The sequence below is a fragment of the Microcystis wesenbergii FACHB-1317 genome (genome assembly GCF_014696875.1).
Taxonomy (GTDB): Bacteria; Cyanobacteriota; Cyanobacteriia; order Cyanobacteriales; family Microcystaceae; genus Microcystis; species Microcystis wesenbergii_A.
This window is the reverse complement of sequence record NZ_JACJQV010000077.1, coordinates 1-16,503: the sequence shown is the minus strand read 5'-3', so window position 1 is coordinate 16,503 and position 16,503 is coordinate 1. Positions and strand designations below refer to the sequence as shown.

General features: G+C 43.1%; 18 protein-coding genes. 11 read left to right on the top strand and 7 right to left on the bottom strand.

Features of this window, described 5'->3' with window-relative positions:
- Positions 1-129: 129 nt before the first annotated feature.
- A complete protein-coding gene (locus H6F92_RS03995) occupies positions 130-738 on the bottom strand; it encodes a DUF3782 domain-containing protein (protein ID WP_190356875.1) in 609 nt (202 codons plus the stop codon).
- A 433-nt stretch (positions 739-1,171) separates the two neighbouring features.
- On the opposite strand from H6F92_RS03995, the gene H6F92_RS25700 reads away from it, so the two are divergent.
- On the top strand, positions 1,172-1,663 hold the full coding sequence (locus H6F92_RS25700) for a PEP-CTERM sorting domain-containing protein (RefSeq protein ID WP_242029992.1): 492 nt from the start codon (positions 1,172-1,174) through the stop codon (positions 1,661-1,663).
- Between the two features lie 171 nt (positions 1,664-1,834).
- Here the strand turns inward: H6F92_RS25700 and H6F92_RS03985 are convergent, their stop codons facing one another.
- The 3 genes from H6F92_RS03985 to queD all read right to left on the bottom strand — a co-directional run bounded on the left by H6F92_RS03985 (position 1,835) and on the right by queD (position 2,947).
- Positions 1,835-1,975, bottom strand: coding sequence for a type II toxin-antitoxin system HicB family antitoxin (locus H6F92_RS03985; protein ID WP_190356874.1), 141 nt, complete (start codon positions 1,973-1,975; stop codon positions 1,835-1,837).
- A gap of 48 nt (positions 1,976-2,023) precedes the next feature.
- Positions 2,024-2,467, bottom strand: a complete 444-nt coding sequence (locus tag H6F92_RS03980) for a DUF29 domain-containing protein (protein WP_190356873.1) — start codon at positions 2,465-2,467, stop codon at positions 2,024-2,026.
- A gap of 105 nt (positions 2,468-2,572) precedes the next feature.
- Positions 2,573-2,947: a 6-carboxytetrahydropterin synthase QueD gene (gene queD, locus H6F92_RS03975; protein WP_044000032.1), complete on the bottom strand. Its 375-nt coding sequence runs from the start codon at positions 2,945-2,947 to the stop codon at positions 2,573-2,575.
- A 251-nt stretch (positions 2,948-3,198) separates the two neighbouring features.
- Here queD and H6F92_RS03970 point away from each other — a divergent pair, with 251 nt between their 5' ends.
- The 4 genes from H6F92_RS03970 (at position 3,199) to H6F92_RS03955 (ending at position 6,282) form a co-directional block, all read left to right on the top strand.
- Complete coding sequence (locus H6F92_RS03970) at positions 3,199-3,885, top strand: ATP-dependent Clp protease proteolytic subunit (RefSeq protein ID WP_002746650.1); 687 nt, start codon at positions 3,199-3,201, stop codon at positions 3,883-3,885.
- Positions 3,886-3,920: 35 nt separating this feature from the next.
- Positions 3,921-4,520, top strand: coding sequence for an ATP-dependent Clp protease proteolytic subunit (locus tag H6F92_RS03965; RefSeq protein WP_158199765.1), 600 nt, complete (start codon positions 3,921-3,923; stop codon positions 4,518-4,520).
- Between the two features lie 104 nt (positions 4,521-4,624).
- Positions 4,625-5,029: a DUF1622 domain-containing protein gene (locus H6F92_RS03960; RefSeq protein WP_190356872.1), complete on the top strand. Its 405-nt coding sequence runs from the start codon at positions 4,625-4,627 to the stop codon at positions 5,027-5,029.
- Between the two features lie 302 nt (positions 5,030-5,331).
- Positions 5,332-6,282, top strand: coding sequence for an NAD-dependent epimerase/dehydratase family protein (locus tag H6F92_RS03955; protein WP_045360904.1), 951 nt, complete (start codon positions 5,332-5,334; stop codon positions 6,280-6,282).
- Between the two features lie 128 nt (positions 6,283-6,410).
- Here the strand turns inward: H6F92_RS03955 and H6F92_RS03950 are convergent, their stop codons facing one another.
- On the bottom strand, positions 6,411-7,352 hold the full coding sequence (locus H6F92_RS03950; protein WP_190356871.1) for a DUF1517 domain-containing protein: 942 nt from the start codon (positions 7,350-7,352) through the stop codon (positions 6,411-6,413).
- Between the two features lie 232 nt (positions 7,353-7,584).
- On the opposite strand from H6F92_RS03950, the gene H6F92_RS03945 reads away from it, so the two are divergent.
- Positions 7,585-8,844 carry a phosphopantothenoylcysteine decarboxylase domain-containing protein gene (locus H6F92_RS03945; protein ID WP_190356870.1) on the top strand — a complete coding sequence of 420 codons (1,260 nt, stop codon included), beginning with the start codon at positions 7,585-7,587 and terminating at the stop codon, positions 8,842-8,844.
- A gap of 43 nt (positions 8,845-8,887) precedes the next feature.
- Positions 8,888-9,187 (top strand): 2Fe-2S iron-sulfur cluster-binding protein, encoded by a 300-nt coding sequence (locus H6F92_RS03940; RefSeq protein ID WP_002766752.1) that lies wholly within the window; start codon positions 8,888-8,890, stop codon positions 9,185-9,187.
- A 474-nt stretch (positions 9,188-9,661) separates the two neighbouring features.
- Here the strand turns inward: H6F92_RS03940 and psbQ are convergent, their stop codons facing one another.
- A complete protein-coding gene (psbQ, locus tag H6F92_RS03935; protein ID WP_002789746.1) occupies positions 9,662-10,102 on the bottom strand; it encodes a photosystem II protein PsbQ in 441 nt (146 codons plus the stop codon).
- 239 nt (positions 10,103-10,341) lie between these two features.
- Positions 10,342-11,472, bottom strand: coding sequence for an FAD-dependent oxidoreductase (locus H6F92_RS03930; RefSeq protein WP_190356869.1), 1,131 nt, complete (start codon positions 11,470-11,472; stop codon positions 10,342-10,344).
- Positions 11,473-11,691: 219 nt separating this feature from the next.
- Here H6F92_RS03930 and H6F92_RS03925 point away from each other — a divergent pair, with 219 nt between their 5' ends.
- From H6F92_RS03925 to H6F92_RS03910, 4 genes are all read left to right on the top strand, one after another.
- Positions 11,692-12,882, top strand: a complete 1,191-nt coding sequence (locus tag H6F92_RS03925) for a thiolase family protein (protein WP_190356868.1) — start codon at positions 11,692-11,694, stop codon at positions 12,880-12,882.
- A gap of 12 nt (positions 12,883-12,894) precedes the next feature.
- The gene (gene phaB / locus H6F92_RS03920) at positions 12,895-13,611 is read left to right on the top strand and encodes an acetoacetyl-CoA reductase PhaB (RefSeq protein WP_190356867.1); all 717 of its coding nucleotides are present in this window, start codon (positions 12,895-12,897) and stop codon (positions 13,609-13,611) included.
- 357 nt (positions 13,612-13,968) lie between these two features.
- Positions 13,969-14,964, top strand: coding sequence for a class III poly(R)-hydroxyalkanoic acid synthase subunit PhaE (gene phaE, locus H6F92_RS03915; protein WP_190356866.1), 996 nt, complete (start codon positions 13,969-13,971; stop codon positions 14,962-14,964).
- Between the two features lie 175 nt (positions 14,965-15,139).
- A complete protein-coding gene (locus H6F92_RS03910) occupies positions 15,140-16,234 on the top strand; it encodes a class III poly(R)-hydroxyalkanoic acid synthase subunit PhaC (protein WP_002795840.1) in 1,095 nt (364 codons plus the stop codon).
- Positions 16,235-16,503: the final 269 nt, after the last annotated feature.

The window sequence follows — 16,503 nt, the reverse complement described above, 5'->3', positions numbered from 1 at the left end:
TTTCTCCGAGAAACCCGTTTTCTGCTCATGCAAAAGGCTTCGACGGTGAGCCTGTCGAACTGCCGAACGGCAAAAGAGGGAATAAATAATCAGTTTTTAATAACAGGATTTAGGATTACATCTAAATTTTTAATAAAGTCGAGGTTGAAAATTATCGGGAATATCCAATTCAAATACTTGGTCATGAATCCGAGCCACATAAAACCCTTCTTGCAGAATTTTTTCCCGTAATTCTGATGATAAATGAACCGCCGCTAATATGCCATAGAGTTTTTTATCTTTGTGTTCAGGGAAAAAGCGGCGAAACCGTTGCAAAATACTTTTTAATTGTGAAATAGACTCCTCTCTGGCATGACTTTTAACCTCGACGATATAAGCAGTATTTAGCTGACCATTGGTATAGGCAAGAACATCAATTTCTAGGTGTTTTCCATCTTTACTGACTCGCACACTAGGACTAATAACTTCCATACCAAAGCGTTGTCTGAGAATCTTTTCCATTGAAGGGAGGGCAAGTCCTTCGGTAAAGCTGCCGAATTTGGCACCGAGTCCCCCAATTTGCTGTCCTAATTCTTTGAGTTGTTTGTCAGTTTTCTTCTGTTGCTGACTAACTTCCTTCAATAGTAGGTCAGTCTCCTTCAGTTGTTTGTCGGTTTCTTTTTGAGCGGCAGTTAATTCAGCTTGAGCAGTCGCTAATTCGGCTAAGAGTCGCCATACGTCTTCGGATGTAGTTGCCATAGCTAATTTTTTCTCTCTGATTTAGTCTATTGCTATTTTACTGAATTTTGCCGATTCATGAAGAAGATAGTGCTTTTGCCTTTGAGTAAGAGAGCGATAAGTAGGGCGTGTTACGCTGTCGCTAATACAGCTTTATTTTTATAAGTAACTTAGAGTATTTTTAAGATTCATTAAAGTCAATGGTAAGATTAAGTAAAATCAATGGTTAATACATATACCTCTAAGGGAATATATGTTAAGGTTTGGGCGGAACCACATTTTTTAAGAGGTATTTGCTTATGTCATTAGTAAAACTTATCAAACACTCCATCGGGGGGGGGGGGTAATACTTATCAGTCTTGCGGTAGGGAGTGCTGCACAGGCAGCTACTTGGACAGAGGTAGGAGATGCCGGCGAACTTCTCCCAACATCTCAAACTACTGTTGGTTCTGGATTGCTTGATTCCATCTCTGGCACTTTAATCGATCTCGGCGGTGGAATTGACGATATCGATCTTTACCAAATCTTTATCCATGATACCGATGCTTTTTCAGTTACGGTGTCTGCAAGCCTTTCTGAAGACAACGATGCCTCACTGTTTTTATTTGATGCTGGAGGCGTTCTCAAATTATTTGATGACGATTCTGGCTTTGATTTGTTGCCCCAGTTCAATCCTGGCGATCTCAGTGGGCAACCGACTGGAATCTATTATCTTGCCTTCAATTTATATGTCACCGAACCTAATTCCGATCCCTTAGCTGGGTGGAATCGAAATCCTTCTCCTTTTCAAACTGGTCTATATACTCTCAGTTTAACTGGCACCAAGTTTGCCTCGTCAGCCACTGTTCCTGAACCTAGCACAATTTTAGGCTTAGGTGTATTGGGATTGGGTGCTTTCTGCCAGCGCAAACTATCTCAAGGGAAGAAGTCAAAACAGGACAATTGAGTTGAGAACTTTGGGATTTATCCCCCCTTAATCTTCCCTGAATAAGGGGGATATCTGACAGTTTTTAACACCTACCTACTTATAGAAAAATAGGGGTTGGGTTGAGCAATAGCAAGGCCCAACCTGCTATTTTATAATTGTCAAAGGTAGGTCTTTTTCTTTTCTAACTTCTCAACATAAGTCAATGGCCTCTTTGATATTTTGTAGAGCTTCTTCTTGAGTCTCACCTTGGCTCAGGCAGCCCGGAATAATGGGACATTCCACAATGTACCATCCTTCTTCATCTTGGTAGAGCGTGACGGGGAATTTCATAAACTTTAACCAGTAGTTTTGATGTTGCCGACTGATTCAATATTAGTATTAATCTGGTAGATATTCAGGATTGAGGATATCAGTTTTGGCAAAAGGACAGACATCAGGAAAAGTTTTTTTATCTAACCCTGTTTCTCTAGCGGCAAGTAGGCAAGCATTTCGATAACACTTATCAAAAACTTCCTCAAAATATACCTTGAGACTGGGGCTATCTTCAAAAACGTCTAACAATCTCAAACAGTGTTCGGTGATAGAATACTGCCAACTATGAGAACGTTTAGAGGGTTGATACTTCCATTTAAGGAGGTGAAGCAATAGCTTTTCTAAATTACTTTTCAAAGCCTTTTTATCACTCCTACCAATTGCCTCAATTTCCTCAATCAGATTTTCTAAATCGAGGTAATCCCACTTACCTTCTTTAAGTAATTTAGCAGTTTCTTCTACCCAAAGATTAAAGTCTGTGTCATAAAGTTTCTTGGCAGTAGATATCATATCAGGTTTCTCCTACCTCCTTCATCTGAGAGGATTGTGACTGGGAATATTATAATTTTCGTGGGATAGGTTTGCAATCCATCCTAGCTAATGATAGCTTGCCGATTAGGGATAATAGGTACATCCAGAGGTACAGGTTTCGCAGATTTCGACGGCATGAAGGTTGGGTAAACCAGCTTTTGCCAATTTTTCATAGATCCAGCGCGATAATTCTTCACTGGTGGGATTTTCTAAACCAGTGGTTTCATTGAGATAATGATGGTCGAGAAAATTATCGAGTAACGGTTGTAAATATTGTTTAATTTCGCCAAAATCCATCACCATTCCCTGTTGTGAGCCTTGGGACTGTAAATGATTACTTTTCACATAGACGCGCCCCAGCCAACTATGACCGTGGAGACGGCGACATTTACCTTCATAATGGGGTAAATGATGGGCTGCTTCAAAGCGAAATTCTTTGTAAATAATCCATTCTGCCATGGTTAATTGGTCGATACTATCGGTTAGATCTGGTTTATTTATTTCGCCACCGATAGTTATCCATTCTAGTCAAAAGCTTAGTATTCTTATACCATTTTTTCTGCCACCACTTTTTAAAAATGGTATGAGATGCGCGGGCAGCTGTTGAGAGATTCTTGGGGAAGAACCTAGCTAAAAATACCCCCAGGCAATCGGTCAACCTGATTACGTTAAAATCAAAAGCAGGATACTGTGTATGACGGAAAAACTCGATGAACTCAGTGATTAAAGCGGTACAAACTGCCTATTATGGGGATGCAGCCTATCGGACACCACCACCGGACTTGGAATCTCTCCTACTCAAAGAGAGAATTGTCTATCTGGGGTTGCCCTTATTTTCCTCCGACGATGTCAAGCGCAATGTCGGGGTGGACGTGACGGAATTAATTATCGCTCAACTGCTTTACCTGCAATTTGACGATCCCGAAAAACCGATTTTCTTCTATATCAACTCTACCGGCACATCCTGGTACACGGGGGACGCGATCGGCTACGAAACGGAAGCTTTCGCCATCTGTGACACCCTCAACTACATTAAACCTCCCGTTCATACTATCTGTATCGGACAGGCCATGGGAACTGCAGCGATGATTCTTTCCGCAGGAACCAAGGGTTTTCGCGCCTCCTTGCCCCACGCTACCATTGTTCTCAACCAAAATCGCACCGGGGCCCAGGGACAAGCCACCGATATCCAGATTCGTGCCAAGGAGGTAATCGCCAACAAACAGACGATGTTAGAGATTTTCTCGAAAAATACGGGTCAAACCACCGAAAAACTGGCGAAAGATATGGATCGCACCTTCTATCTCACCCCACAACAGGCGAAAGATTACGGATTGATCGATCGCGTCCTCGAAAGTCGCAAGGAACTACCGAAACCCCTCGCCCAAGTTAGTTAAGATTTATTACAAATTAGCAGGAGTTGTTACCAATTATGCCTATCGGTGTGCCAAAAGTTCCCTACCGTCTGCCTGGTAGCCAATACGAACAGTGGATTAGCATTTACAGCCGTCTTTCGGTGGAACGCATTCTTTTTCTGGGGCAGGAAGTCACCGACGGGTTAGCCAATGCCCTTGTGGCCCAAATGCTGTATCTGGACTCGGAAGACCCCAGTAAACCCATCTATCTCTATATCAACTCGCCGGGGGGTTCCGTTACCGCCGGTATGGCCATCTACGACACCATGCAGTACATCAAAGCGGAAGTGGTGACTATCTGTGTGGGATTAGCGGCCTCTATGGGGGCATTTTTACTGGCTTCTGGTAGTCCGGGTAAGCGTCTCGCCCTTCCCCACGCGCGGATTATGATTCACCAACCCATGGGCGGAACTGGGCGCCGGCAAGCGACGGATATCGACATTGAAGCTAAGGAAATCCTGCGTATTCGCCAGCAATTAAACGAAATTATGGCTAATCGCACTGGACAAACCATCGAACGCATCGAAAAAGACACGGACCGCGATTATTTCCTCTCCGCCGAGGAAGCCGTCGCCTACGGTTTAATCGATAAGGTGGTGGAGGGAAGACCGGCTTAAGTCAGCCATAGGTTAGAACAGGCGAGAACCCTGTTCTAACTGCCATTGGACAAACTTCCTTAGATGGTAGGTTGGTTGATCGGATAAGAGGGTATCTGTTGGGTATGGAATTTTTAGCAACTTTAGAAACAGGCTTGCTCTCTGCTGTGGCAATCATCAAGTTTTGCCTAGAAAGTATTTCGATCGCTTGTGTGGTGATCGGATTAATTAAAACCCTACAATTAGCTTGGCAGTCTAATCGTCACCGTCGCAGTCTTCCCCCTTTTTCCTTCAATCAAATTCGCATTCGTTTCGGTACTTGGCTATCTTTAGCCCTAGAGTTTCAGTTAGGTGGAGACATCGTGGCTACTACCGTCACACCTACTATAGAAGCCTTGGCACAACTCGCCCTCATCGCTATTATCCGAACTTTCCTCAACTATTTCCTCAGCCAAGAATTGGAAACGGAATTGTCCATGGAAAAAGAGCGATCGCAACTAGCAGCCCAGGACAATCTCAGGGATTTTTAATGCCAAAAAAAGGTGAGTTGACAATCACCTGACACTAACCCCTGATCCTAAATCCGGTTATTTAAATCAGTAGCCTATAGTCAACGGATTTAGTATCAGATGGGAAATAGGGGGCTGATGGTGGAGGGGAAAAGGGAATCGATCGAGAGCCATGATCGGGATAAAACTGGTAAAATTCGCCTATTTTCAATAAATATCTTGATTTTGACCCCTAAAAGCTGACGGCGGACGGCGGAGATTGATTGCGGCAAAAAGCGCAAAAATGATTACAATCGATCCAAAATATCAACGACTAGGATTAAATGGCTACTCATATTGTTACTGGTGTCGCGGGTTTTATCGGTTCTAACTTGGCAGAAAAGCTTTTAGAACAAGGAGATCAGGTGATCGGTATCGATCAATTTAACGATTATTACGACCCCAGTTTAAAGCGCAAAAATGCCCATATTCTAGCAAAATATCCCGAATTTAAGTTAATTGAAGCGGATATACAAGCCCTTGACTGGCGACAACTGTTGCAAGGAGTAGAAGTATTATTTCATCAGGCAGCCCAAGCGGGAGTCAGAGCAAGCTGGGGTGATGGATTTCGTCAATATACCGAAAGGAATATAAATGCCACTCAAATTATTCTTGAGGCCGCTAAAGAAACCCCGTCTTTACAACGGATGGTTTTTGCTTCCACTTCCTCGGTGTATGGCAATGCGGAAACGATGCCGACTCCCGAAACCCTTTGTCCCCAACCGGTTTCACCCTATGGTATCACCAAATTAGCGGCAGAAAGACTCTGTTGGCTATATCACCAGAATTTTAACGTTCCCGTCACTGCCTTGCGTTATTTCACCGTTTATGGACCGCGGCAACGTCCCGATATGGCTTTCCATAAGTTTTTTCAAGCAGCGATCGCAGGTAAAGCTATCGGCATCTACGGGGATGGCAAACAAACCCGGGATTTTACCTTTATTAGCGATGCTGTAGCCGCTAATTTAGCCGCTGCCGTAGTCCCGGAAGCGGTGGGTGAGGTGTTTAATATTGGTGGTGGTAGTCGCGTGGTATTGTTGGATGTCTTGGATACCATGGCAAAAGTCATCGGTAAACCTATCGAGCGATCGCATCAAGGACTCGCCCGGGGAGATGCCCGTCACACCGCCGCCGATGTCACCAAAGCCCGTACTATTCTAGGTTATAATCCCCAAGTCTCTTTAGCCGAAGGATTAGCCCAAGAATGGCAGTGGATTCAGGAATTATATTGTTAATGGTTAGGGTGTGTTAGGGCATCGTGACACACCTAAAAATCCCATCACGGGAGCAATTGCTTAATAATCAAAAAATCTCCCCGTAAAAGGGAGATTTTGGCCAATATCTAGGGTTATACCCCGACAAATTACACTAATTTCAGATCGGGATAATTGGCGAGAATGTCGTCTTGACTGAGAATATCACCCTCGCTTTGGGGAGTCCAAATCACTTCTACCGCTAAAAGTCGATCGCCTCCCATACTACCAATTTGTTGCAGGGCTTGTTTCAAGTCTTGGGAATCATTAATTTTGGCTAGAGAAAATTTACCGACAATGCCAGCTAAAATAGTCACCAAAATATAGCCTTCCGGTGCGGTTTTAGCTAATTCTCCAGCCGATTCGGGTAAAATATTTTCTTGAGAACCTTGACGCAGTTGATTATTGTAATTAGTTAAGGTTTCCGCCGTTAGTTTACCGCGTTCGTTGAGAGACCACTGATTAAACTTCGCTTCTGCACTGCTGAGGCTGGTTTGTTGGCAATCGACGTTACCATAAACCCAGTATTCTGGATGACGTAACAGGGCGAGGGCGGATTCTTGTAAGACTTCGACTCGTCCCTCGGAGGTGCTAGTATCGACAGTTAGGGCGATTTGATTTAATTCTTGTTGCAGATAACGGGCATTAGCCAACAAACCCACCTGTACTTTAGCCACGGAGACGGTTTCATATCCCGGTTCAACAGCCATACCATTCTCATCACTGCCTCCACCATTACGGAAAGCATTAACGAGGAAATTGGCAATAGCAAAAAAGATTAACAGAGAAATTAAGCCACCGCCACCACCACCCCAAAAGAAGGGTAAGAGGAAGGGAAAACCAATGCCTCCACCGTAACCGGGGGAACTATAACCACCACCTCTAGAAGGGCTAATACTGCGACTAGGGGCGCGAAAACTACCGCCACCCATTCTACCCCCCGATGCCGCCAAAGCACTGGAAACATTGCCTAAAATCAGCGTTGTCACTAATCCTAGAACTAATAGCGGCTTGGCAAGCGATCGAACTTTAGTTAAAATTTTGTCAATCATAAGAACACCGAAGCAACCCTTTATTTACTAGGATAACCAGTTTCTCGCTCAGAGATAGACAAATCTTGAAATCAGTTATCAGTTATCAGTTATCAGTTATCAGTTAGAAGGTGTTGGGTATTGAGATTTTAGGGTTTTGGGGTTTTGGGGTTTTTTAGTTGAATTCCCCCATTTCCCCATTTCCCCATTTCCCCATTCCCCCATTTCCCCATTTCCCCATTTCCCCAAATTTATGACTTGGAATTTCTCTTCTCCGACGGATTCGCCCTTAAGCGATCGCGAAGTACCCTTAGAAAGTCATCATCTCTGGGGTAAACGGATTGCTTTACTGGTAACAGGAGGGATTGCGGCCATGAAAGCGCCGCTAATTGCCCGATCTTTGCGGAAATTCGGGGCTACAGTCGTGGCTTTTGTCTCGGAAGAAGCTTTAAGATACGTCACTAAGGAAGCTTTGGAATGGAGTACGGTTAATCCCGTAGTTAGTCAATTAACGGCAAAAGCAGAACATTTAAGCGATCAATCTCCCTTTGATCTTTATTTAGTCGCTCCTGCTACCTATAACACGATTAATAAGTTTCGTTACGGAATCGCTGACGGAGTGATCACTTCATGCTTGGCCTCGGCCTTGGGACGACAGGAAAAGGGAAAAACTAAAATTCTGCTCGTCCCCACCATGCACGGCAGTTTACATAATGCTATTCTGAGCGAATCTTTGCAAACTCTCGATCGCTGGGGAGTCGAGATTATGCCACCCCGGGATGATTACGGTAAGCACAATCTCCCTGGGGAAAAAGAGATTACCGTGGCAGTCTGTGGGATTCTCAGTAATTCTGTCCTGAAAAATATGCCGATTTTAGTCACTGGTGGACCAACACCCGTGATTATCGATAATATTCGTCGTTTAACCAATCGTTTTACTGGACAATTAGGGGCCGCTATTGCAGAAGAATTATACCTGCGCGGGGCAAAGGTGCAGTTAATCCACGGACGCGGCAGCTATACACCCCCCGCTTATTTACCCCACGAAATTATTGAAACTTATGACGAGTATCTAGGGAAGGTGATGGGAGAATTAGGGAGTAAAGATTATCAATTTGGGATTTTCTCGGCAGCCGTGGCAGATTATCGCTTAGAAAGCCCTTTTTCTGGTAAGATTACCAGTGGAGGGCAGTTAAATCTTAATTTTGTGCCGACGGAAAAAGTGATTGACAAGGTGAGAGAAAATTTTCCCGATTTAGAGATGGTGACTTTCAAGTATCAGGAGGGAGTCAGTCAGGAGGAGTTACTGGAAATCGCCCGCAAACGCCTAGAAAAGGGCTATCAGGCGGTCATTGCTAATAGGGGTGAGGAAAAGGGCGATCACGGGGAACAGGTGGCTTATTTGGTCACAAAAGCGGCACTGGGGAAATTTATCGGCAAAAAAGCGATCGCTATTGCCATCGCCGAATATTTAGAAGAGCGAGCCAAAAATGTTACAATCAAAAAAATTTAATATTTTTTAATATTAATTTGCAAAAATTTAGGGTAAGACAGTCATGGGTAACATCAACTTCGTCAAAGAGAATAAGATCGTGGTAGCGGCAGATGGAGCGAATTTACGAGAGAAAGCAATCCAGAATGGCGTTGATATCTACACTTTTGGCGGTAAATTGATGAATTGTGGCGGTTACGGCCAGTGTGGTACTTGTATAGTGGCAATTGTCGAGGGTCTGGAAAATCTCTCCGCTAAAACCGACTTTGAACAGCGCTGTCTGAAGAAAAAACCCGAAAATTATCGTTTAGCCTGTCAAACCATGGTTAATGGCCCTATTAGCGTCCAAACCAAACCAAAATAGCATTTATCAGGAGTCAGGAGACAGGAGACTCCGAGACAGGAGTTTATTTTTATTTATTCTTCCCACTTCATAATCCATAATTCCCACTCCCTTCTCCCCGCTGCCTGTTCCCTAAAACCAGAGACTTCGTACCTCACTATTAAGATAAGTGCGATCACTGTGTTTTTGAGTATATTTTTCCTGTCCCCACTCCTAAATCAACCCGAACCCGAAGAAAAATTTACCCCTACCCCCTACCCCAAAAGAAAAATTTTTTTCTGGAAGGTTTTTCAGCATCAGGGTTTGATGATTTGAGTGCAAGCTTGATCAGTTTAACCAGTATCATCCTTGCCCTTGCGGAGGGTTAAATTTTGCTGCTATAAATAAGAAAAAAAGTTTTTGTGTGCTTCTCTCTGACAACAATCTCTAGGCAAAAAGCCGGAGATTTTTAAAAAAGCTGATAACTGATCACTGATAACTGATCACTGATACAAACTAACTAGGAACAATATTTAAGAAAGCATCGAAGTCTTTTAACGCTTCTTGGAATTGATTAGCAGCGAGACTAGCATCTTTTTCTTTGGCTGCCGCATCGATACGTTCAAAGTGAACGAAAAGATTTTTCGCTAACTGCTTGGCTTTTTCTTGGTCTTTGGGCAGTAAATTACGCGATAATCCTACCATTTCCTGACGCAATTGCCCCAAAGGACCGTGGATATAGGTGCGAGTATCTACCCAATTTTTGTCAGCGATGAGGTCTTGTAAAACGCTCATTTTTTCGCGAAATCCTTCTATGGGTTGGATGTAAACCTGTAACTGTTCGATTTTTTGGGGACTATAAACGGTGGGGATAGTTGCTTGGGGACCACTGCAACTAACCAGCAGGGTAGTAACTAGGACTAAAACTAGGGAAATAATCGAGCGAAGACGTAGCATTGGTTTATATGTACTATTTAACAAACTATTGACGTTCTCTCCCGATAACTGGTCAAGCTATCGGGACGATTTTTACTTTATCAGGTTGTGGGATTCCCAAATCAGATTTTACTCCCAACGGCCTTGACAGTAACTCGGTGCTATTGGACGATAATCAGCAATTTTGCCTCTTATTCCCCCTTAATCCCCCCTTGATAAGGGGGGTGTCTGATAATTTTTAACACCTACCTACTTATTGATTACAGCTTAAACTGTTTCATAAAAGCTCGATCGATCCGATCTTTCCATAACCATAATAACGGTGATTGCCAGCCAAAACTGCCCCAAGATGCGATCGCTTTTTGGTCTCCTGTCCCGATTAAACTCAGATAATTTTTCTGGGGAAAATAGGGTTTTAAGGGCCGATTTTGCAGAATTCTGACTAAATTATCGAACAGGGGTTTACCTTGTCGGACGGCAAAAACTCCCGCTTTCGGACGGGGATAATCTGGAATCGTGGCAATATCTCCCACGGCAAAAATATGGGGATGGGAAAGAGATTGCAGATAGTTATTCACTAAAATAAACCCTTTTTCATCTGTCAGTAATCCCGACGCTTTAATCCAACTAGGGGCCGAGGCAGTCGTTACCCAAATTGTATAATCCGTGGGTAAAACTAAACCCGATGAACAGATAATCCGATCTGCTTGCACTGCTGTCACATCCGTGGATAAATATAATCTAATTCCCCTTTGTTTAAAAATATTCTCTAAACGTTGACCGACCCAATTATTATGGTTCGGTAGTAGTTTTTTTCCTCGATGAATTAGAGATAAATTCAAATTACTGCTAGAGTTGAGAATTTTGGCCAAACGGGACTGCATATTTAAAGCTAATTCGACCCCGCCTGCGCCACCACCAACAATAACGATATTGAGAGTATTATTCGGGTTATTAACCGCTTTTTTGAGGATTTCTTGCCATCCTTCCCGAAAAATCGGCACTGGTTTGGCGGAGATAGCGTACTCTTTAGCACCGATAACATTATCCACTGCCGGGAGGCTGCCGATATCGATCGAGAGATAATCAAAGGGAATCGGTGAAGAATTATGACAAATTACTTGACATTTTTCCGTATCTATGAAATTAGCCTTGTCTAAACAGAATTGCGCTTGAGAATACCTAGCTAGAGAAGGTAAATCGATATGAGTCTCAGCAAAATCATAAAAACCGGCGATGTGGCCGGGTAACATTCCCGAATAGGGGGTATGGGTGACATCGCTAATTAAAGTTAATTGAACGTTTTTTAGGGGTGATTGCCCCCAAAGACGAAGAGCGATCGCATGACTATGACCCCCACCGATAAAAACTAAGCGCTTGACTAAATCCATAAAAAAAGGGGATTGCTGCCAGAAAAGTTAAATTCTAATGAATATATCTTCTTACACAGAAATTCTGTTGCAAAATCGAGGGTAGATAGACAAAAACTCAAGGCATCGAGGCCATAAACTTTTAACCAATGACAGTAAATTGGGATTTTGATTTTTTCGGACTCGATATCCTTAAGCAAATTCTATCTATTATCTTCGCTTCCCAATAGAGAGAAGTCTATGCAAGAAGTTTATATCGTGGCCGCTGTCCGGACTCCAATTGGTCGTTTTGGTGGGGGATTAATCGGATTATCCCCGGCCGATTTAGGGGCAACAGTGATGAAATCTGCCCTAGAAATCGCTAATTTGCCCCCAGAAGCCCTAGATTTGTACATTTTCGGCAATGTTTTGGGATCGGGTCATGGTCAGTTAATTCCCCGACAAGCGGCGATTAAAGCGGGAATTCCCGTAAGCGTGGACGGATATCGGGTGGATATGGTTTGTTCTTCGGGAATGATTGCCGTTAGTAACGCTGCCACCTCAATTCGCGCTGGAGAAGCGGATCTCATCCTCGCTGGTGGTATCGAATCCATGTCCCAAACTGGCTTTTTTCTCTCCCATCGGGCCCGGTGGGGTTATAAATTCCTCATGGGTGCGCCGGAACAATTAACGGATTTATTACTCCACGATGGCTTAACCGATGCTACCACGGCTGAGGTTATGGGTTCCCAAGTCGATCGCCTCTGTCTCGATCGCGGGGTTTCTCGGCAAGCATTAGACGAAATTGCCGCCTTATCCCACCAAAGAGCGGCCACAGCCACAGAAAAAAGCTGGTTTAACGGCGAAATCGTGCCAATTGAACTTAAATCTAAGAAAGGTTCCACAATTATTGCTCAAGATGAGGGTATTCGTTCCGATAGTACCCCAGAAGGGTTAGGAAAACTGCGGCTGGCTTTTAATCCGTCGGGAGTTTTAACCGCGGGGAATAGTAGTCAGATTTCCGATGGGGCCGCCGCTATCCTTTTAGCCAGTCAAAAAGCGGTGGATCAGTACGGTTTAAAACCAATTGCCAAAATCCTTGGCGGCGCTGTGGGTGCTGGAAAAACCGAGCGCTTCCCAGAATTCTCCGTCCTAGCGGTGAAAAAATTACTATCATCTCTAGATAAAACGATCGAAGATTTCGATTTAGTGGAAAATAACGAAGCTTTTGCCTTAAATAATCTGCTTTTTGAGATGGATCTGGGGTTAGCTAGGGAAAAACAAAACGTTCACGGTGGTGCGATCGCCTTGGGTCATCCTATCGGCGCTTCCGGTGCGCGGATTCTGGTGACGTTAATTAACGCGTTGAAAGTACAGGATAAAACCCTCGGTATGGCGGCCATCTGTCATGGGACCGGTGGCGGAACAGCGATCGCAATTGAAAGAGTTTAGGAGGAAAAAGCTATGGTATCTCTGGGACTAGAGGAGAAAGTTATCGTCGTTACCGGCGGAAATCGAGGCATTGGGGCGGCTATTGTCTCTCTTTTGATAGAATTGGGGGCCAAGGTGGCCTACACGGATTTAGTCGCCGATAATCCCCAGGGTTTAGGCATTGTCGCCGACGTGACTAAGTTAGAATCGATGGAAGCGGCAGCTCAACAAATTGAAGCGGAATTGGGACCAGTGTATGGCATCGTCGCTAACGCGGGGATTACCAGAGATAACTTTTTCGCTAAATTAACGCCGCTAGATTGGGATTTAGTGATTAATGTCAACCTAAAAGGGGTTAATCACACGATTAAGCCGTTTATTGAGGGAATGTATCAACGACAAGCGGGATCGATCGTTTGTATTAGTTCTATTTCCGGTGATCGCGGTAATGCCGGCCAAACTAATTATGCGGCCACAAAAGCGGCAGTTATTGGTTTAGTCAAATCCTTGGCCCGGGAAGCTGCCCGTTATAATATTCGCGCCAATGCGATCGCACCAGGGTTTATTAACACGGAAATGACTTTAGCGATTCCCGATAAAGTTCGCGATAAAATCACTGCCGAAATTCCCTGTCGTCGCTTCGGTGAACCCGCAGATATCGCCTGGGCAACTGCCTATTTACTCTCTCCTGTTGCCAGCAGTTATGTCTCTGGAGAAGTCCTCAGAGTTAATGGGGCCCATCACACCTAATCAGTTATCAGTTATCAGTTATCAGTTATCAGTTATCAGTTATCAGTTATCAGTTATCAGTTATCAGTTATCAGTGGGTAAGTTAAGTAGGTGGATGGAATTAAATATAAGATGAACGTAGAACGTAGGTTGGGTTGAAGCATGAAACCCAACGCCCGATTATGTTACGCTACCGCTAACCCATCCTACAAATAATTGTGCTTAATCAGTTATCAGTGGGTAAGTTATCAGTTATCTGTCTTCTGTCTCGGAGTCTCGACTAGGAAATTAATTTTGCACGACTACTTATCAGTTATCGGGTGTAGAGTGGGTTAGTAAACTAGCGAAATCAGCGTTATAAGGAAAAGGGCAAAAATAATGGATAAACCGACACAAGCTTGGAGTGAGATGGCCACCGATTACGTCAATCTTTGGACAGAAACCGGGGCAAAAATGTGGTCAAGTTGGTTTGATATGATGGGAGCGATACCGACTCCTATGGGCAATATTAAACCAGAATTACAAGAGGCAACCCAGCGCTATTTTGATAATCGGGATTTATTGATCAAATTCCTAAAATTATCGATGGAAGCTTGGGAAAGTATCTTCCCGAAAATGCAAACAGGAGAAGACTGGCAAACAATTTTAAATAATTATACCCAACAGATGCGCGGTCAACTGAATAGTTTTACTACCGCCACTTCCCAAAGTAGTCAAGATGTCAGTCAACTATGGACAATTTACCTGCAACAATTGCAAAGTCTCAATCATTTATGGTTCGATCCTTTGGTGCTGTCAAATGACACAATAACCAAAGCTTGGTTAGGTAATACTTCTTCTTTGATCGAACTCAATAATATCTATTGGCAGAAGTTTTATGATGAAACTTTTGGTCAATGGTTACAGATGCCTTTATTGGGATTGCCCCGAGAATTTAACCGCAAATTACTCGATAGTTTTGAAACTTGGCGCATTCTTTATCAAGCTAGTATTAACTATCAAATTGTGCTGGCTGATATTCAAGTTAAATCCTTTGAAGCTTTAACTAAAAAATTAGTTTTCCTAGCAGAAAAAGGTCAACCTGTCAAGAATTGGCGAGAATTTCAAGATGTGTGGAGTGTCGTCGCTGATGATATTTTTGAAAAGGCTTTTTGTCAACCAGAAAACCTAAAAGTAAGGGGAAAATTTATTAATTCCCTCAATGATTATCGCCTCAAACAGCAGGATTTGATGGAAATTTACCTGCGCTCAATGAATCTGCCTACCCGCAGCGAAGTCGATGAAATTCATCGGACTATCTATGAATTACGCAAAGAGGTAAAAAGTCTCAAAAAAGCTTTAGGAGAAAAAAAAGAAACAGAAAGTAACAATTAGTTAATTGTGCTTGACAATCAGTTATCAGTTATCAGTTATCAGTTATCAGTTATCAGTTATCAGTTATCAGTTATCAGTTATCAGTTATCAGTTATCAGTTATCAGTTATCAGTTATCAGTTATCAGTTATAATTCCCACTTCCCTATCACCCTACTTCCCTAGGAGAATTAAATTATGTGGCCATTTTTGACGCAAGTGAAACTGGAAGACTTTACCCAAGATTATCTAGAATTAACTCAGAAAAATCTCAAAGGGTTAGACAATCTCAAACGAGTTAAAGAAGAAGATATTCAGTGTGGAGTCTCAGAAAAAGAAGCAGTTTATCGGGAAGATAAAATCATTCTCTACCACTTTAAACCCGTGGTTGAAAAACCCTTCGAGATTCCCTTGTTGATGGTTTATGCTTTGGTTAATCGTCCCTACATGGTAGATTTACAGGAAGGGCGTTCTTTAGTGGCCAATCTGCTGAAATTAGGCTTAGATATCTACTTAATTGATTGGGGATATCCCACCAGAAGCGATCGCTGGTTAACCCTTGATGATTATATCAATGGTTATGTCGATAATTGCGTCGATTTTATTCGTCAAAGTCACCATCTCGACAAAATTAATCTATTAGGAATCTGTCAGGGGGGAACCTTTAGTTTATGCTATAGTTCCCTCTATCCTGATAAGGTAAAAAATCTGGTGACAATGGTGACACCAGTGGACTTTTATCAAACCGAGACCCTCTTAAATATGCGGGGGGGGTGTTCCTTGGGAGCCGAAGCATTAGACATCGATTTAATGGTAGATACCATGGGCAATATTCCGGGAGATTTTCTCAATTTAGAGTTTCTGGAATTGAAACCTTTACAGTTAGGTTATCAGAAATACCTCGATTTTCCTGACATCATGGAAGATGAATCAAAATTAGTTAATTTTCTGCGTATGGAAAAATGGATTTTTGATAGTCCCGACCAAGCAGGAGAATCCTACCGACAGTTTCTCAAGGATTTCTATCAGCAAAATAAACTGATTAAAGGGGAAGTGATGTTAGGAGATAAACGGGTAGATTTACACAATCTGACTATGCCAATTCTCAATCTTTATGCGGATAAAGATCACCTTGTCCCTCCCGCTTCTTCCCTCGCTTTAGGGAATTATATCGGTACTTCTGACTATACCGCTTGTGCTTTCCCCGTCGGACATATCGGAATGTATGTCAGTGGCAAAGTGCAACGGGATTTACCCCCCGCTATTAGCGATTGGTTGAAAGCAAGAGCTTAACAATCCTAGAAAATATCCCCTTTTCCGGTTTGGGAGAGGGGTTCATAGCAGTTATGTGGCCAATCCACCCTAGTAGAGGAACCTAAAGCTTATCTGTTGGCGTTCTGAGTTAAATTAGTGTGAAATTGCACCTAAGTAGGGTTTGCTGAATAAATCTATAGCAATTCTCTGACTTATGAGGTACAGTAGCAACAGTGAGTAAACCAATTGCGAATATCTTTTTGAGTAACTTCTAACATAGCCAATTCAATCCCTTCTATTAAGTCTTT

What these genes read in the sequence shown, in the direction of transcription:
- H6F92_RS03995 (WP_190356875.1), bottom strand. Translation starts at nt 738, where the DNA reads ATGGCAACTACATCCGAAGACGTATGGCGACTCTTAGCCGAATTAGCG.
- H6F92_RS03985 (WP_190356874.1), bottom strand. Translation starts at nt 1,975, where the DNA reads ATGAAATTCCCCGTCACGCTCTACCAAGATGAAGAAGGATGGTACATT.
- H6F92_RS03980 (WP_190356873.1), bottom strand. Translation starts at nt 2,467, where the DNA reads ATGATATCTACTGCCAAGAAACTTTATGACACAGACTTTAATCTTTGG.
- queD (WP_044000032.1), bottom strand. Translation starts at nt 2,947, where the DNA reads ATGGCAGAATGGATTATTTACAAAGAATTTCGCTTTGAAGCAGCCCAT.
- H6F92_RS03970 (WP_002746650.1), top strand. Translation starts at nt 3,199, where the DNA reads ATGAACTCAGTGATTAAAGCGGTACAAACTGCCTATTATGGGGATGCA.
- H6F92_RS03965 (WP_158199765.1), top strand. Translation starts at nt 3,921, where the DNA reads ATGCCTATCGGTGTGCCAAAAGTTCCCTACCGTCTGCCTGGTAGCCAA.
- H6F92_RS03960 (WP_190356872.1), top strand. Translation starts at nt 4,625, where the DNA reads ATGGAATTTTTAGCAACTTTAGAAACAGGCTTGCTCTCTGCTGTGGCA.
- H6F92_RS03955 (WP_045360904.1), top strand. Translation starts at nt 5,332, where the DNA reads ATGGCTACTCATATTGTTACTGGTGTCGCGGGTTTTATCGGTTCTAAC.
- H6F92_RS03950 (WP_190356871.1), bottom strand. Translation starts at nt 7,352, where the DNA reads ATGATTGACAAAATTTTAACTAAAGTTCGATCGCTTGCCAAGCCGCTA.
- H6F92_RS03945 (WP_190356870.1), top strand. Translation starts at nt 7,585, where the DNA reads ATGACTTGGAATTTCTCTTCTCCGACGGATTCGCCCTTAAGCGATCGC.
- H6F92_RS03940 (WP_002766752.1), top strand. Translation starts at nt 8,888, where the DNA reads ATGGGTAACATCAACTTCGTCAAAGAGAATAAGATCGTGGTAGCGGCA.
- psbQ (WP_002789746.1), bottom strand. Translation starts at nt 10,102, where the DNA reads ATGCTACGTCTTCGCTCGATTATTTCCCTAGTTTTAGTCCTAGTTACT.
- H6F92_RS03930 (WP_190356869.1), bottom strand. Translation starts at nt 11,472, where the DNA reads ATGGATTTAGTCAAGCGCTTAGTTTTTATCGGTGGGGGTCATAGTCAT.
- H6F92_RS03925 (WP_190356868.1), top strand. Translation starts at nt 11,692, where the DNA reads ATGCAAGAAGTTTATATCGTGGCCGCTGTCCGGACTCCAATTGGTCGT.
- phaB (WP_190356867.1), top strand. Translation starts at nt 12,895, where the DNA reads ATGGTATCTCTGGGACTAGAGGAGAAAGTTATCGTCGTTACCGGCGGA.
- phaE (WP_190356866.1), top strand. Translation starts at nt 13,969, where the DNA reads ATGGATAAACCGACACAAGCTTGGAGTGAGATGGCCACCGATTACGTC.
- H6F92_RS03910 (WP_002795840.1), top strand. Translation starts at nt 15,140, where the DNA reads ATGTGGCCATTTTTGACGCAAGTGAAACTGGAAGACTTTACCCAAGAT.